This is a genomic window from Nocardiopsis moroccensis, assembly GCF_055763695.1.
The window spans coordinates 1,735,660-1,749,450 of sequence record NZ_CP199747.1; the positions used below are offsets into that span (position 1 = coordinate 1,735,660).

Annotated in this window: 14 protein-coding genes and 2 pseudogenes; 9 read left to right on the plus strand and 7 right to left on the minus strand. The window is 71.0% G+C overall.

Going from position 1 to position 13,791, the window contains the following annotated elements; genetic code table 11:
* The first annotated feature begins 19 nt into the window (after window positions 1-19).
* The 3 genes from ACUKCB_RS07440 to ACUKCB_RS07450 all read left to right on the plus strand — a co-directional run bounded on the left by ACUKCB_RS07440 (window position 20) and on the right by ACUKCB_RS07450 (window position 2,077).
* A complete protein-coding gene (locus tag ACUKCB_RS07440; protein WP_473039751.1) occupies window positions 20-367 on the plus strand; it encodes a VOC family protein in 348 nt (115 codons plus the stop codon).
* Between the two features lie 130 nt (window positions 368-497).
* Window positions 498-1,298, plus strand: coding sequence for an alpha/beta fold hydrolase (locus tag ACUKCB_RS07445; protein ID WP_473039752.1), 801 nt, complete (start codon window positions 498-500; stop codon window positions 1,296-1,298).
* 5 nt (window positions 1,299-1,303) lie between these two features.
* Entirely contained in the window at window positions 1,304-2,077 is a 774-nt protein-coding gene (locus ACUKCB_RS07450; protein ID WP_473039753.1) for a MerR family transcriptional regulator, read from the plus strand.
* Window positions 2,078-2,137: 60 nt separating this feature from the next.
* Here the strand turns inward: ACUKCB_RS07450 and ACUKCB_RS07455 are convergent, their stop codons facing one another.
* Together ACUKCB_RS07455 and ACUKCB_RS07460 are read right to left on the minus strand one after the other, a co-directional pair.
* A complete protein-coding gene (locus tag ACUKCB_RS07455; RefSeq protein ID WP_473039754.1) occupies window positions 2,138-2,860 on the minus strand; it encodes an SDR family oxidoreductase in 723 nt (240 codons plus the stop codon).
* The gene (locus ACUKCB_RS07460) at window positions 2,860-3,117 is read right to left on the minus strand and encodes an Atu4866 domain-containing protein (protein WP_473039755.1); all 258 of its coding nucleotides are present in this window, start codon (window positions 3,115-3,117) and stop codon (window positions 2,860-2,862) included. The genes ACUKCB_RS07455 and ACUKCB_RS07460 overlap by 1 nt, the downstream gene beginning before the upstream one ends.
* 141 nt (window positions 3,118-3,258) lie before the next feature.
* Here ACUKCB_RS07460 and ACUKCB_RS07465 point away from each other — a divergent pair, with 141 nt between their 5' ends.
* The 4 genes and pseudogenes from ACUKCB_RS07465 to ACUKCB_RS07480 all read left to right on the plus strand — a co-directional run.
* Window positions 3,259-4,146, plus strand: a complete 888-nt coding sequence (locus tag ACUKCB_RS07465; protein WP_473039756.1) for an MmyB family transcriptional regulator — start codon at window positions 3,259-3,261, stop codon at window positions 4,144-4,146.
* A gap of 526 nt (window positions 4,147-4,672) precedes the next feature.
* Window positions 4,673-6,232 carry an alanine/glycine:cation symporter family protein gene (locus ACUKCB_RS07470; RefSeq protein WP_473039757.1) on the plus strand — a complete coding sequence of 520 codons (1,560 nt, stop codon included), beginning with the start codon at window positions 4,673-4,675 and terminating at the stop codon, window positions 6,230-6,232.
* A gap of 248 nt (window positions 6,233-6,480) precedes the next feature.
* Window positions 6,481-7,752: a glutaminase gene (locus ACUKCB_RS07475; protein ID WP_473039758.1), complete on the plus strand. Its 1,272-nt coding sequence runs from the start codon at window positions 6,481-6,483 to the stop codon at window positions 7,750-7,752.
* Window positions 7,753-7,941: 189 nt separating this feature from the next.
* A pseudogene (locus ACUKCB_RS07480) lies at window positions 7,942-8,166 on the plus strand (SAM-dependent methyltransferase); the annotation flags it as partial.
* On the opposite strand, the gene ACUKCB_RS07485 reads toward ACUKCB_RS07480, so the two are convergent.
* Window positions 8,064-8,951: an RNA-guided endonuclease InsQ/TnpB family protein gene (locus tag ACUKCB_RS07485; protein ID WP_473040951.1), complete on the minus strand. Its 888-nt coding sequence runs from the start codon at window positions 8,949-8,951 to the stop codon at window positions 8,064-8,066. The pseudogene ACUKCB_RS07480 and the gene ACUKCB_RS07485 overlap by 103 nt on opposite strands.
* A 2-nt stretch (window positions 8,952-8,953) precedes the next feature.
* Complete coding sequence (locus tag ACUKCB_RS07490; RefSeq protein ID WP_473039759.1) at window positions 8,954-9,424, minus strand: hypothetical protein; 471 nt, start codon at window positions 9,422-9,424, stop codon at window positions 8,954-8,956.
* Window positions 9,425-9,474: 50 nt separating this feature from the next.
* Between ACUKCB_RS07490 and ACUKCB_RS07495 the strand changes: the two genes are divergently transcribed.
* Both ACUKCB_RS07495 and ACUKCB_RS07500 read left to right on the plus strand, forming a co-directional pair.
* Window positions 9,475-9,633, plus strand: coding sequence for an Arc family DNA-binding protein (locus tag ACUKCB_RS07495; protein WP_473039760.1), 159 nt, complete (start codon window positions 9,475-9,477; stop codon window positions 9,631-9,633).
* 84 nt (window positions 9,634-9,717) lie between these two features.
* Window positions 9,718-10,326: pseudogene (locus tag ACUKCB_RS07500) on the plus strand (SAM-dependent methyltransferase); the annotation flags it as partial.
* A 128-nt stretch (window positions 10,327-10,454) separates the two neighbouring features.
* On the opposite strand, the gene fahA reads toward ACUKCB_RS07500, so the two are convergent.
* The 3 genes from fahA to ACUKCB_RS07515 are packed head-to-tail and all read right to left on the minus strand — an operon-like array spanning window position 10,455 to window position 13,752.
* Window positions 10,455-11,666 carry a fumarylacetoacetase gene (fahA, locus tag ACUKCB_RS07505; protein ID WP_473039762.1) on the minus strand — a complete coding sequence of 404 codons (1,212 nt, stop codon included), beginning with the start codon at window positions 11,664-11,666 and terminating at the stop codon, window positions 10,455-10,457.
* A 20-nt stretch (window positions 11,667-11,686) separates the two neighbouring features.
* Window positions 11,687-12,535, minus strand: coding sequence for a hypothetical protein (locus tag ACUKCB_RS07510; protein ID WP_473039763.1), 849 nt, complete (start codon window positions 12,533-12,535; stop codon window positions 11,687-11,689).
* Complete coding sequence (locus ACUKCB_RS07515; protein WP_473039764.1) at window positions 12,532-13,752, minus strand: cupin domain-containing protein; 1,221 nt, start codon at window positions 13,750-13,752, stop codon at window positions 12,532-12,534. The genes ACUKCB_RS07510 and ACUKCB_RS07515 overlap by 4 nt, the downstream gene beginning before the upstream one ends.
* Between the last annotated feature and the right edge of the window lie 39 nt (window positions 13,753-13,791).

Here is a 13,791-nt window from a genome sequence, read left to right on the forward strand (position 1 = left end):
CCGCCAGGAGGGTTCGCCCATGTCCATCCGCCGCGTCATGCCCGACATCCACTCAGAGGCGATGGAGGAGAGCCGGGACTTCTACGGCCTCATGGGCTTCGAGACCGTCATGAACCTGGGCTGGGTGATGACGCTCGCCTCCCCCGCCAATCCCACGGCACAGGTCACGTTCATGAGCCACGACGAATCCGCTCCGATCGTGCCCGACATGAGCGTGGAGGTGGACGACGTGGACGCCGTCCACGCGGTGATGCTCGAACACGGCGCGGAGATCGTGCACCCGTTGCGGGACGAGGAGTGGGGGGTGCGTCGGTTCTTCGTCCGCGACCCCAACGGCCGGGTGGTCAACGTGCTGAGCCACCGGTGACCCCCGATGTCACGGAGGACACCCGTGACAAGCCCTTCCCGGGGTCTGCGGCCAGCGCTTTCGCTCGCCCGGCGGGTGACGCTCGATTGCTTCTTGACCTTGACCCGAGGTCAAGGTCGAAGCTCATGGCATGACGAACTCACACACGACTCAACCAGCCTGGAGCGGCATGCTGCCGGTCGAGGACACCGCCCTCCACGTCACCGACACCGGCGGCCCCGGCACCCCCGTGATCTACCTGAACGGCTCCTACGCCAGCCAGCGGCACTGGAAGCCCGTCATCAAGAACCTCGGCCCGGGGTGGCGGCACATCAGCTACGACGAGCGGGCCCGGGGCAGGTCGGAGCGCTCGGCGGACTACTCCTTCGAGGCCACCGTCCGGGACCTGGACGCCGTCCTGAAAGCCCGGGACGTGCAGCGACCGATCCTGGTCAGTTGGTCCTACGGCGCCCTGATCGGGGCGCACTGGGCCGACCGGTATCCGGACCGCGTCACCGGGGTGGTCGGGGTCGACGGCCCCTACCCTTCCGGCTGGACCGACGACGCCGACCACGAGAGCATCCGGCGGTTGTTCCGCAAGCTCCGGTGGGCGCTGCCGATGGCGCGCCTGGTCGGCAACGCCGCGCGGATGAGCGCGCGGCAGCACGCCGAGGTCAACATCGAGGCCCACAAACTGCACGCCGCCCTCGAACCGATCCTCGACCGGCTGACCGTCCCGCTCCGGTACGTGATCGCCTCGGGTGAGGCCCTGGGCAGCAAGAACGACGAGCAGGCACAGATGCGCGTCACCGTCGAACCGGTGCTCGCCCGCAACCCGAACCTCACCGTAGGCGCCAAGGTCGCCGGTAACCACGGCACGGTCGTGCGCAGGGACTTCCGCGCCATCGCCGAGGCCACACGCGAGCTCGCCGCCCTCACTCGAGAAAGCTGACCGCCATGACCAGCGGTGTCACCATCGGCCGGGCCGCCGCCTTCGTCGGTGTCACGATCAAGACCGTCCGGCACTACCACCGGATCGGCCTGGTGGGCGAACCCCGCCGCGACAGCTCCGGTTACCGCCGCTACGGCTCATCCGACCTGCTGCGGCTGGTCCAGGTGCGGGCCCTGGCCGAGTCCGGTGTGCCGCTGGCAGAGATCGGCGGCCTGCTCGACGCCGATGCGCAGCGGTTCGCCGCCGACCTGGCCGAGGTGGAACGACGACTGACCGAGCGGATCGAGGAGCTGACCAGGCGCCGCGACCAGCTGGCCAGGTTGGCCAGCGGTGATCGGGCTCTGCTGCCCGACCGGGCCTGCGCGCTGCTGGACCGGGCCGCCGAACTCGGCTTCCCACCGGAGGCGCTGGCGGCCTACCGCGAGAGCATGGTGCTGACCAGGGCCCTGGCCCCCGAAGGCTTCGACGACTTCCTCACCGGTGCGGAGCACGCCCTCGCCGACAGCCGATTCGTCTCTCTGAACAAGCGGTGCTGGGCCGCCCGGGACTGGGACCCCGACGACCCCCGCATCGAGGAACTCGCCGCCGCCGTGGCCGACGGTTTCCTCGCCAACCCCGCGTTGCTCGCCATCCCGGACAGCGTCCGGACCAGTGCCGACACCACCCGGTACGGCCTGCTCAACCGGCACCAGGAGGACCAGGTCCCGGCCATGGCCCGGCTGAACAGGCTGGTCGAGGAGAGACTGCGCTCCGCCGGTGTGGACCTCCCCCACCGGTAGGCGCACACCAGGGCACCGGGTGGTCGGGCGGCCCCGCGCCCGGGTGTCAGCGTTGACGTGTCAACGCTGGGCCGCCGGTCGCACCACGATCTCGTTGACGTCGACGTCCTCGGGCTGCTCGACCGCGAAGGCGACGGCGCGGGCGATCGCCGAGGGCGGGATCGCGTTCGCGCGGTAGGCGGCCATCGTCGCGCGGGCGGTGTCGTCGGTGATCGTCTCGGCCAGTTCGGACTCGACCACCCCCGGGGTGACCGTGGACACCCGCAGCCAGGGTTCACTTTCCAGCCGCAGACCCTCGGTGACCGCCCAGGCAGCGTACTTCGTGCCGCAGTACACGGCGGCGGTCGGCGACACCTCGTGGGAGCCGATCGAGGCGACCGTGACGACGTGGCCGCCGCGCTGGGCCTCGAACACCGGCAGGGCGGCCGCGATGCCATGCAGCAGCCCGCGTACGTTGACGTCGATCATCCGGTCCCACTCGTCGGTCCTCAGCGCGGCCAGCGGGGACAGCGGCATGACGCCCGCGTTGTTGACGAGCACGTCCACGCGCCCGTGTTCGTCGACGGCTCCCTCGACGAAGGCGCGCACGTCGGCCGCGTCCGTCACGTCGAGGGCGCGGGCGCCGGCCCGCCCGCCTGCGGCCTCGATCCGTTCGACCAGGGAGTGCAGGCGGTCGAGGCGGCGTGCCCCGAGCACCACGGTGCAGCCGCGCTCGGCCAGGTGCAGTGCGGTGGCCTCGCCGATACCGCTGGACGCTCCGGTGATGAGCACGATCCTGTCCATCAGGTGTTCTCCTTCCCGGCGCGGCGGGTGAGCACCATGCCCGCGTGGTGCAGGGTGTTGGCGTCGACGAAGTCCCCGTCGGCGCTGAAACCGGTGTCGTCGACGTAGTCGATGTGGGTGCCGGTCACGGTGTAACGACCGGTGTAGGCGCGTTCACGGCTGCCGCGGGCCTCGACGTAGCGGCCCCGCGGCAGTAGTTCGTGGCGGATGTGGCCGTCGGCGGTGACCCACAGGCCGACGTAGGGGTGGTCTGTCATGGTGCTGCTCGCCCTCCTGGCGGAAGTCCCTCTTGTGTCGGGACCCCACTCTGTGCGCCCCGCCGCCGGGGTACCAGGCCGGGCTGAGCCTGGGTGCGACGCACCCTCCCTGTCCGGGACGGCGCGGGGTAGCGTCGCGGCATGACAGCATCGCCCCTGGCCCGGTTCCTGCGAGCCCGCCGTGACGCGACCCCGCCGGAGAGCGTGGGACTGCGCGGCAACACCCGGCGGCGGGTGCCCGGTCTGCGCCGGGAGGAGGTCGCGATGCTCGCCGACGTGAGCGTCGACTACTACATCCGCCTCGAACAGGGTCGGGAGACCGGGCCCTCGGCGCAGGTGCTCGACTCCCTCGCCGATGCCCTGGCCCTGGACGACGACGGGCGCGGCCACCTCTACCGGCTGGCCGGGCTGGCGCCCCGTCCGCGCGCCGACCTCGTCAGCGGGCGCGTGGACCCGCACCTGCTGCGGCTGATGGACTCCTGGGCGGGCACCCCGGCGCTCGTCGTCAACGCCGCCTACGACGTGCTCGCCGGCAACGTGCTGGGTAACGCCCTGTTCTGCGGGTTCGCGGTCAGCCGCAACCTGCTGGAGAAGGTGTTCCTGGATCCGGCCTCGCGGAGCTTCTACACCGACTGGCGGCTCGCCGCGGAGAACTCCGTGGCCGGTATCCGCCTCGCCGAGGGACGGGCGCCGGAGCATCCGCGCATCCGCGCCGTCGTCGACGGCCTGGTCGGGGCGAGTCCGGAGTTCGCGCGGCTGTGGGCGCAGAACCGCGCCCGGGGCAAGCGCATGGAGGTCAAGGAGTTCGTGCATCCGGCCGTGGGCGAGCTGACCCTGTGGATGCACACCTTCGACGTCGCCCAGGCTCCGGGCCAGCAGTTGCTCTGTTACCAGGCGGAGCCGGGCAGCCGCAGCGCCGAGGCCCTCGCCCTGCTCGGCTCGGTCTCGGCGGGGACGGCGCCCGGCACGAACGGTGCTGGTTCCCCTCCTGGCCGGGGCGGGAGGGCGTCGGGTACGCGGTCCGGGTGAGCTTCGGGCTGCCTGCTCGCGGCGCTGACGAGGAGCCCCAAAAAACATCCCATGATTCCATAATCGGTTTAATTCGAACTCCGAGCAGTTGATCACGGCGGCATAACGAATTGATCAATCAACCCCGCCGGCCCGGACACCGGGACGGATCGGCCGCCCACCACACGGAGGCCGCCGCCAAGCCCCCAACCGTCGGACATCGGGGCTTGACGAGGGCGCTCTGATCAGCAGTGTTTACCCGAATCCCCCATCCGACCGGGGAACCCGGGGCAAAAGTAAAACTTCGTGACCTTTGTGACTCAGGTCCATTTATGCGCCTAGGATCCCAAAAGTGAAGTTCCGCTAAAGCCCGCACGTAGGGCGTCTAAACCCTCCGCCAACCGCGGAGTCAGCGGAACTTCGCCCACCACTTCCCGTCCGACGGGCCAGAACCGGTCGCCCACGAAGCGACCGGCCGGGTGCCGTGCGTCCGACCACCGGACCGCGGAGCCGTTCTGACCGTCACTCCGGCCGAAAGGTGCGCTACATGATCAGCGCTGACGCCGCCTCCCCCGAGGGAGGAATCGGCGCGACCATCGAGAACGCGGTCGACGTCGTCTTCAACCCGATCGCCACGACCCTCAGCAACGTGGTGTTCGCCAACGTCAACCTCTTCGGGATCGAGTTTCCCTGGATCGTCGCCTGGCTGATCGCCGCGGGCGTCGCCCTCACCCTGTACTTCGGGTTCGTGCAGTTCCGCAGGCCCCTCACCGCCGTCCGGATCGCCCGCAGGGGCCTGGGCGACAATGCTCCGGGCGAGGTCTCCCACTTCCAGGCACTCACCGCGGCCGTCTCCGGCACCGTGGGCCTGGGCAACATCGCCGGTGTGGCCATCGCGGTCACCATCGGCGGCCCCGGAGCGACCTTCTGGATGGTCCTGGCGGGCCTGCTGATGATGGCCGTCAAGTTCGCCGAGTGCACCCTGGGCGTGAAGTACCGGGAGATCGGCCCGGACGGAACCGTCAGCGGCGGACCGATGAAGTACCTGGCCAAGGGTCTGGCCGAGCGCGGCATGGCGGGCGTCGGCAAGTTCCTCGCCGGGCTGACCGCCGCGTTCATCCTCATCTTCGCCGTGGCGGGCGGCAACATGTTCCAGGCCAACCAGACCCTGGAGCAGCTGCGGGCGGTCACCGGCGGCGAGGAGGGCCTGCTCGGCGGCAGCACCGGATCGTTCGTCTTCGGAGTGTTCCTGGCCCTGCTCGTGGGTGCCGTGGTCATCGGCGGCATCACCAGCATCACCAAGGTCACCAGCAAGCTCGTCCCGAGCATGACCGTCGTCTACGTGCTCGCCTGCGTGGTCGTCATCGGCATGAACATCCCCATGCTGCCCGACGCGATCGGCCAGATCATCAGCGGCGCGTTCGCCCCGAGCGGCGTCGCGGGCGGAGCCCTGGGCGCGATGATCATCGGTTTCCAGCGCGCGGCCTTCTCCAACGAGGCCGGGATCGGCTCCTCCCCGATCGCGCTGGCCACCGTCAAGACCAACTACCCGGCCAGCGCCGGTCTGGTCGCCATGCTCGGCCCGTTCCTGGACACCGTGGTCATCTGCACCATGACCGCGCTGACCATCGTCATCGCCTCCCCGCAGTCCTGGATCGCGGCGCGTGAGGCGGCCGCCGAGGGCGAGGCCCTGCCCGGCGGCGTGAGCCTGACCTCGGACGCCTTCGGCACCGTCCTGCCGTGGTTCCCCTACGTGCTGACCGTGGCGGTCGTGCTGTTCGCCCTGAGCACCGTCATCACCTGGAGCTACTACGGGCTCAAGGGGTGGACGCACCTCTTCGGCGGGGGCCGGCGCAGCGAGCGCGTCTACCTGGTCATCTACTGCGCGTTCCTGGTCATCGGCTCCGTCCTGACCCTGGGTGCGGTCCTGGACATGGCCGACGCCCTGGTGTTCTCCGCGGCGCTGTTCAACATCATCGGCCTCTACCTGCTGGCCCCGGTCGTCAAGAAGGAGCTGGCCCGCCTGCTCACCCACCTGCGCGGTGAGAGCGAGCCCGAGACCTCGGCCGACAGGCCGGAGGGCCCCGCCGAGGAGCTGGTCAAGTAGACCTGCCCACGACTCCGCGCCACGCCGCCCGCCCGGCCCCCACCGGGCGGGCGGCGCCGTGTCCGGGGTTCCTGCCTCCTTCCACCGAAACGACAGCCGGGCATGTCGGCCCAGGCCGGCGCGGGGGCGCGCGGTTAGTCTGAGGCTCGCCGCCGAACCGGGGGGGTGTGTACGTCCCGAGGGGCGAGCCCCGGGACGAAGGTCCCGGCGACCGATCGGCGGTACCGATCCCGAGACGGGGGACCCCGATGCGCTCACCGATCCTCGACTACCTCGACGGCATCATCGCCGGGACCGCCCACGTCGACTCCGGCGCCCTGGCCGACTACATACCGGAGCTCGCCGCCGCCGACCCCGACCGGGTGGCGGTCGCGCTGTGCACGGTCAACGGAACCGTGTACGCGAGCGGGGACAGCGAGCACCTGTTCAGCATCCAGTCGATGTCCAAACCGTTCGCCTACGCCCTCGCGATCGAGGACCGCGGGCTCGGGGACGTCCTCGAACGCATCGGCGTCGAGCCCAGCGGCGAGGCCTTCAACGAACTGTCGCTGGACCCCGAGACCGGCCGTCCCCGCAACCCGATGATCAACGCCGGGGCGATCGCCGCACACGCGCTCGTCAGGGGCGGGGGTGCGGAGGCCGTCGACCGTGTGCTGGCGCTGTTCTCCGAGCTCGCCCAGCGACCGGTCGGGATCGACGAGTCCCTGGCCGCCTCCGAGCTGGCGACCGGGGACCGCAACCTCGGACTCGCCTACCTGCTGCACGCCTCGGGCCGCCTGGCACAGGACCCCGGAACCGCCGTCCGGGGCTACGTCCGCCAGTGTTCGGCCTCCGTCACCGTGCACGACCTCGCCCTCATGGCGGCGACCCTCGCCAACGGCGGGGTCCAGCCCAACACCGGCGTCCGGCTGTTCAGCAGGCGCACCACCAGGCACCTCCTCAGCGTGATGACCTCGTGCGGCATGTACGACGCGGCCGGGGACTGGCTCACCGGCATCGGCATCCCCGCCAAGAGCGGCGTCGCCGGAGGCATCATCGGGGTGCTGCCCGGGCAGGTCGGCCTCGCGGTCTTCTCCCCCCGGCTGGACCCCCACGGCAACAGCGCGCGGGGAGTGGAGATGATGCGGCGCCTGTCCGAGGACCTGGGTCTGCACCTGATGGAGGCGGGCCGGCCGGCGCGGTCCTCGCTGCGGGAGACCCACACGACGACGGTGGAGGGGCGCACGGCGACGGTCTACGTGCTCCAGGGCGACCTGGTGCTCAGCAGCGTCGAGTCGCTCGTGCGCGAGATCATCGAGCGTCCTCCCGCCACGGACGTCGTGGTCTTCGACATGAGCCGGGTGGACGAGGTCCTGCCCGTGGCGCGCAGGACCTCGGCGGAGACCGCCACGAAACTCGTCGACAACGGGTACCGGATCATCCTCGTCGACCCCGAGCAGATCCTGCACGACTTCCGGGACAGCCGGGGCCGGGACGTCGAACGCTGGTCGGGCGAACGCCTGGCGAAGAGCCAGCGGTAGCGGAGGTGCCGACGGGCGGTCGCGCCCGGGACGCCGATTCCCCCGCATCCGCAATCCGGTGGGGCTTTACGCCGCGTTCCTCTATGTTTGGTGCGACGAGAATCCAGTCGGGGGGCGGATTCCCGGGCGCTCGCGTGCGGGTCTGCGCCTCCCGGCGCGAACCCCCTTGCGTATCGAGGTAGATGCATCATGACCGAAGGCCCGTCCTCCACCACCCCCGCGGGCGCCGACCGCCCCCACCCCCCGCAGATCGACACCACCCGGACCCACTCGGCCCGGATCTGGAACTACTGGATGGGCGGCAAGGACCACTACCCGATCGACCGCACGGCGGGCGACCAGGTGGCCGCGTCCTTCCCGGAGATCGTGGACCTGGCCCGCACCAGCCGGGAGTTCCTGATCCGTGTCTTGACATCCTCCCCGCCCTGAAGGACGGGGATTCCTGGCTCACGTTGGCTGGGGGCCAGCGGTCCGCCAGCTCTTACACGATCAGCACCAGCCGGGTTGAGACCAGCCCGGACCAGCATCACGCGAGCGGAGTTCTTGTCCCTGGGGGATATAACTCCGCACGCGGTGCAGGTGTAGGTACGTTCTGAGAGAGATAGTGCGTGCTTGGTTCTCGCTCCGCACCACGCGCAGTCCATGGTGGTGTGCGCGGGATGCACCAGACGGATGTCCCGCCCGTGCTTGCGGCCCATCTCGATCAGGGCCGTCTTGGTGGCGCCGATCGCCGCGTCAGCGGCTTTACGGGCCATGGTCGACTTGGCGAGGAACTTCGGTCGGAAGTCCTCGACAGCGATCGCGTCGTGGTCGGTCACGAAACGCTTGGCCCACTTGCGGGCGGTGTCCTGGCGCTGCCGGGCCACCTTCTTATGCACCTTCGCGGTCTGCCGCTTCGCCTCGCGGTAGCCCTTCGAAGCGGCCTGCCCCTTCTTCGGCTTACGCCGGGCCATCATCCGCTGGTACTTCGCCAGCCGCTGCGCGGCGGTCTTCCCGTGCTGGGCGTGCGGCAGGTCATGAGCGTCGCTCGTGGTGGTGGCGGTCTCCTTGACGCCCCAGTCGACGCCGAGTACACGGCCCTTGGCGGGGAGCGGCTGTGTCTCGGTGGCGACGACGAAGGAGGCGTACCAGTGGCCCACGGCGTCCCGGTAGACCCGCACCGAGGGCGGCGCGGCCAGAAGGTCACGCGACCACACCACCGTCAGGCTGATCCCGCCCGCCAGGTACAAGCGCCTGCCCTTGAGACGGAAGCCCCGGTGGTGTAGTTCAGGCTCGGATCCGCCTCGCGCTTCTTCTTATGGCGCGGCATCCCGGCGCGCTGCCGCACAGGCAGGCGCTTCTCGATGTCCTTCAGCGCCTTGGAGCGGGACTTGGCGAAGTCCCGGATGATCTGCTGCTGCGGCACCGAAGCACCTTCGCGCAGCCAACCCATGGCGGCGCGGGCTTGGGTCAGCATCTTGTCGAGCTGGGCCGGGCCGCACGTCCGCTTGTCCTGGGGATGTGTCTTGGTGTGCGCGTGTATCTGCCGGGACTTGGCCACGCATTCGTTCCAGATCCACCGGCACCGGCCCCACTCCGCTTCGAGGGCGGTGCGGGCGGTCGACGACACGCGGAGGCGGTAGGTGTACCGGGCGCGCCCGGCATCCCCCGAGTCTTTTTTTCGTGTCGTCATGGTGTCATTCTACCGCTGAACAGACACTCGAAACCCACTAAAATGGGGTCATGGATGAAGAGAAGCGCATCACCCTCCGCCTGCCCGCCGACCTCCACGAGTGGCTCACCGCACAGGCCAAGTCCGCCCGCAGGTCCCTCAACTCCGAGATCGTCTACCGCCTGGAGGTGGAGCGCGACGCCGCCGTGGCAGACGCCGAATCGCCCTGACGGCGATTCGGCTTTTTCTGCCCTGCTCTGCAGGGGTCCGATTCCTCCCCGGCCTGAAGGCCGGGGCATCCTCGGAGACATCCGGTGACCCACCTGGCGGGCGAGGCAGGGATCCGGCAGTTCCTCGACATCGGCACCGGCATGCCCACCGCCAACAACACCCACGAGGTCGCCCAGGCCGCCGCTCCGGAATGCCGTGTGGTCTACGTGGACAACGACCCGCTCGTGCTCACCCACGCGCGCGCCCTGCTGGTCGGCACCCCGGAGGGGGTCACCGACTACCTCGACGCCGACCTGCGCGACCCCGACACCATCCTCGGTAGGGCCGCCGAGACCCTGGACTTCGACCAGCCCGTCGCGCTGATGCTGATGGGGGTCCTGGGCCACGTCCCCGACGGGGAGTTCCTGCCGATCGTGCGCCGCCTGGTGGACGCGCTGCCCTCCGGGAGCTACCTGGCCAGCTACGCCGGCGCCAACACCAGCGAGGCCTACAACGAGGCCATCGAGGTCGGGAACAAGCAGGGCGACGTCCCCTACCTGCTGCGCAGCCCGGAGGACATCGCCGCCCGTTTCGAGGGCCTGGAACTGCTGGAGCCCGGGGTGGTCCCCTGCCCGCTGTGGCGCCCCTACCTCCTGGAGGTCGGCGCCCGCCGCGGCCTGGACCAGTACGGCGGGGTGGCGCGCAAGCCGTGACGGGCGCCCCTGCGCCGACGGCCCCGGACTGACACGGGCGGCGGGCAGCGGGCGGGAACAGCCACGCACGGGCGGCGGTGCGCAGCGCACCGCCGCCCGTGCGGCGTCGTGTTCCGGTTCCGCTGCGACTACTTCGCGGGCAGGATCCGCCCGGTGACCTCACCGAAGTCCACCCGGGTGCCGCCGGGGCCGGGGGCGGTGGCGGTGATGGTCACCTCGTCGCCGTCCTCCAGGAAGGTGCGCTCGGTACCGTCGGGAAGCCGCAGGGGCTCCTTGCCGGACCAGGTCAGTTCCAGGAAGCAGCCGCGCTGGGACGGTTCGGGGCCGCTGACGGTACCGGAGGCGTACACGTCACCGGTGCGCAGGGACGCACCGTTGACGGTCATGTGGGCCAGCTGCTGCGCCGCCGTCCAGTACATCTGGGCGAAGGGCGGGTGGGACACCACGTGCCCGTTGAGACGGACCTCCAGACGCAGGTCCAGGCCCCAGGGCTGCGAACCCCGCAAATAGGGCAGCGGTTCGGGGTCCTGGGCGGGCTGCTCCACCCGGGCCGACTCCAGCGCGGCGACCGGCACCACCCACGGCGAGACCGAGGTGGCGAACGACTTGCCGAGGAACGGGCCGAGCGGCACGTACTCCCAGGCCTGGAGGTCGCGGGAGGACCAGTCGTTGAGCAGGAACACCCCGAACACGTGGTCGGCGAAGTCGTCCACGGCCACCCGCTCCCCCATCGGGCTGGGGGTGCCCACCACGAACCCCACCTCGGCCTCGATGTCCAGACGCGCGGAGGGACCGAAGACCGGGACGGGTTCGGCCGGGGGTTTGCGCTGGCCGGTGGGGCGCACGATGTCGGTGCCCGAGGCCACGACGGTGCCCGAACGGCCGTGGTAGCCGATCGGCAGGTGCTTCCAGTTGGGGGTGAGCGGCTCCTGCTCGGGGCGGAAGATGCGGCCCACGTTGGTGGCGTGGTGCTCGGAGGCGTAGAAGTCCACGTAGTCGGCGACGGTGAACGGCAGGTGCAGCGTCACCGAGGCGCGGTCCACCAGGTGCGGGCGCACGAGGTGCTCGTGCACCGGATCGGTGAGCCAGGTGAGCAGGCTCTCGCGCACCTGGTCCCACACGGGCCGCCCGGCGGCCAGCAGGGCGTCCAGGTTCGGGCCGCTGACGGCGTCGGCGAACGGGGCGCCCTGGGCGCGGGCCGCCGCACCCAGGTCCAGCACGTGGTCGCCGACGGCCACGCCGACCCGGGGCGCGTCCGCACCGGTGGTGTAGACGCCGTAGGGCAGGGTCGCCAGGCCGAACTGTGCGTCGGGGGTGATGTCGAGCCAGCTGTCAGGCATGGGTCTCGCTTTCTGGGTCTTCAGAGGGTGAGCGCCCCGAGGACGACCAGGTCCTCCAGGGGTTCGGTGATGCTGCAGGTGCCGAAGGAGCGGAAACTCGAACGCACGCCCTCCGCCTCGGCGGGGGTGAGCGCGGCGGCGCGGGCGGCCAGGGCGGGGCCGTCCCGGTCGGCCAGGACCGCCTCGGCGTCGGCGGGCGTCCCCCCGGTGCGCAGGGTGTGGGTGGCCAGCAGCACGTTGAGGAAGCCGTGCTGCTCGAACCCCTCCGGGCTGGTGTGGCGGACGGCGTGGTGCAGCCCGGCCGTGCACTTGAAGGGCACCCCGGCGCCCACCGCGGCGGCCAGCAGCGAAGCGAGCTCGTGCTCGCCGGGGTGGGCCGCCGCGGTGACCCCGCCGGTGCGGAACTTGGCGCCGGCGCCGGTCCCGGCGAGGGAGGCGGTGTCGGCCGCCGCCCCGTCCCCGCGGGACACCTCGACGTAGCCCTCGGCCCCCGTGGGCAGGATCCCGGTGAGCACGGCGGCGGTCCGGGCGGCCTGCCCGGGTGCCGCTGCCACCTCCGTTCCGACCAGGCTCAGAGCCGGGTCGGCGCGGACCGCCTCCACCGCCGCGGCCACGCCGTCGGCGCCGCCGGGGACGGTGACCGCGACGGCGAGCGGCCCGTGGTCGCCGTCCTCCCGGGCGAGGACCGCGCGCAGTTCGGCGGTGCGGGCGTCGGAGACCAGGAACGGCCCCACGTAGGGTGCCCGGCGCGAGGTCCGGTGGCCCCGGTGAGCGGGGATCGCCTCGCCCATGGGCGCGTTGCCGGGCGGGAACAGCGCGGCGTCGTCGAACAGGGCCCCATAGAGGGTGCGGCCGAGGAGGTCGCTCACGCCTTCCCCCGCCCCTCGCCGCGCCGTCCCCTGGCCCAGGTCCAGGCGTAGCTGCCGTCGTCGACGGCTCTGCCGCCCTCGCCCAGGTCGAGGGGGCGGAAGGTGTCGACCATGACCGCGAGTTCGTCGAAGGCCTGCACGCCGACGCTGCGCTCGTAGGCTCCGGGCTGCGGGCCGTGCGAGTGGCCGCCGGGGTGCAGGGAGACGGAGCCCTGGCCGATCCCCGAACCCTTGCGGGCCTCGTAGTCGCCGCCGCAGTAGAACATGACCTCGTCGGAGTCCACGTTGGAGTGGTAGTACGGCACCGGGATGGAGGCGGGGTGGTAGTCCACCTTGCGGGGCACGAAGTTGCAGATGACGAAGTTGTGGCCCTCGAACACCTGGTGCACGGGCGGCGGCTGGTGGATGCGGCCGGTGATGGGTTGGAAGTCGTCGACGTTGAACACGTACGGGTACAGGCAGCCGTCCCAGCCCACCACGTCGAAGGGGTGGGTGGGGTAGGTGTAGCGGGTACCGGAGATGCCGCCGGGGCCGTCGCCGCGGTGCTTGATGAGCACGTCCACGTTCTCGCCCTCGACGAGCAGGGGCTCGGCGGGGCCGCGCAGGTCGCGCTCGCAGTAGGGGGCGTGCTCCAGGAGCTGGCCGTAGCGGGACAGGTAGCGCCTGGGCGGGGCGATGTGGCTGTTGGCCTCGATCACGTAGGCGCGCAGCGGTTCGTCGCCGGTGGGCACCCAGCGGTGGGTGGTGGCGCGCGGCAGGATGACGTAGTCGCCGCGGCCCACCTCCAGCGCGCCGAAGACCGTCTCCACGCGGGCGGTGCCGGACTCGACGTACACGCACTCGTCGCCGATGCCGTTGCGGTACAGCTGCGAGGGCGCTCCGGCCACCACGTAGGAGATGCGCACGTCGCCGTTGCCCAGGACGAGGCGGCGGGACTCGACGACGTCGGCGGCCTTCCAGTCCTGGCCGCCGAAGAGGTCGTGCAGCCTGAGGTGGCGGGGCACCATCGGCGCGTTGCGCTGGAGTGACTGGTCGGGTACCTGCCACTCGGCGGCGTCGACGATGGCCGAGGGGATGGCCCGGTGGTACAGGAGCGAGGAGTCGGAGGAGAAGCCCTCCTCCCCCATCAGCTCCTCGTAGTACAGGCCGCCCTCGGGGTTGTGGTGCTGGGTGTGGCGGGTGCGGGGCACCTCGCCGACCTGGCGGTAGTACGCCATGTGGTCCTCCTCCTTGGATGTGTCCGGTGGTCTGTGCGG

Excerpts from the sequence above, each read along its gene's own strand:
- ACUKCB_RS07475 (WP_473039758.1), top strand. The coding sequence starts at position 6,481 with ATGCGCTCACCGATCCTCGACTACCTCGACGGCATCATCGCCGGGACC.
- ACUKCB_RS07465 (WP_473039756.1), top strand. The coding sequence starts at position 3,259 with ATGACAGCATCGCCCCTGGCCCGGTTCCTGCGAGCCCGCCGTGACGCG.
- ACUKCB_RS07440 (WP_473039751.1), top strand. The coding sequence starts at position 20 with ATGTCCATCCGCCGCGTCATGCCCGACATCCACTCAGAGGCGATGGAG.
- ACUKCB_RS07495 (WP_473039760.1), top strand. The coding sequence starts at position 9,475 with ATGGATGAAGAGAAGCGCATCACCCTCCGCCTGCCCGCCGACCTCCAC.
- ACUKCB_RS07455 (WP_473039754.1), bottom strand. The coding sequence starts at position 2,860 with ATGGACAGGATCGTGCTCATCACCGGAGCGTCCAGCGGTATCGGCGAG.
- ACUKCB_RS07515 (WP_473039764.1), bottom strand. The coding sequence starts at position 13,752 with ATGGCGTACTACCGCCAGGTCGGCGAGGTGCCCCGCACCCGCCACACC.
- fahA (WP_473039762.1), bottom strand. The coding sequence starts at position 11,666 with ATGCCTGACAGCTGGCTCGACATCACCCCCGACGCACAGTTCGGCCTG.
- ACUKCB_RS07460 (WP_473039755.1), bottom strand. The coding sequence starts at position 3,117 with ATGACAGACCACCCCTACGTCGGCCTGTGGGTCACCGCCGACGGCCAC.
- ACUKCB_RS07490 (WP_473039759.1), bottom strand. The coding sequence starts at position 9,424 with ATGACGACACGAAAAAAAGACTCGGGGGATGCCGGGCGCGCCCGGTAC.
- ACUKCB_RS07445 (WP_473039752.1), top strand. The coding sequence starts at position 498 with ATGACGAACTCACACACGACTCAACCAGCCTGGAGCGGCATGCTGCCG.
- ACUKCB_RS07450 (WP_473039753.1), top strand. The coding sequence starts at position 1,304 with ATGACCAGCGGTGTCACCATCGGCCGGGCCGCCGCCTTCGTCGGTGTC.
- ACUKCB_RS07470 (WP_473039757.1), top strand. The coding sequence starts at position 4,673 with ATGATCAGCGCTGACGCCGCCTCCCCCGAGGGAGGAATCGGCGCGACC.